The sequence below is a fragment of the Paenibacillus sp. OT2-17 genome (genome assembly GCF_009827695.1).
GTDB classification, from domain to species: Bacteria; Bacillota; Bacilli; order Paenibacillales; family Paenibacillaceae; genus Paenibacillus; species Paenibacillus polymyxa_B.
The window spans coordinates 1-546 of record NZ_WUDQ01001044.1 but is presented as its reverse complement, the minus strand read 5'-3'; the positions used below and the strand labels follow the sequence as shown (position 1 = coordinate 546).

Here is a 546-nt window from a genome sequence, read left to right as displayed (position 1 = left end):
ATCTAACCGAAGCGATCGGATACTGGACTGACCTCGATAACCCGTACATTACATTGGATAATAACTATATCGAGAGCGTATGGAACATTTTGGCGACAATTCATGAAAAAGATCTGCTGTATCGTGGTCATCGTGTGAGTCCGTATTGCCCGGATTGTCAGACGACGCTAAGTTCTCATGAAGTAGCGCAGGGCTACAAAGATGTGAAGGATCTGAGTGCCACGGCCAAATTCAAGTTGCATAGCAGTGGTGAATATGTTCTGGCTTGGACGACAACGCCTTGGACCTTGCCGAGTCACGTGGCGCTCGCCGTCAACCCTGAACTGGAATATGCACGTGTGAAGCAGGAAGACGGTGTATACATCGTTGCTAAAAATCTGGTTGAGGACGTAATTAAAGGCGATCATGAAGTGATTGGAACGCTATCCGGTTCAGAACTGGTTGGCCAAACGTATACCCCGCCATTTACGTATTTTCAGGTTGAGAAGGGTAATCAGATTCTGGGTGCGAAGTTCGTAACAGACTCCAGCGGTACAGGTATCGTTC

The 546-nt window shown here is 47.6% G+C and carries 1 protein-coding gene; it reads left to right on the top strand.

The genetic code is table 11. The annotated features are described in order from the left end of the window. On the top strand, positions 1–546 hold a 546-nt coding region (locus GRP75_RS28950), incomplete at both ends, for a class I tRNA ligase family protein (RefSeq protein ID WP_160791108.1).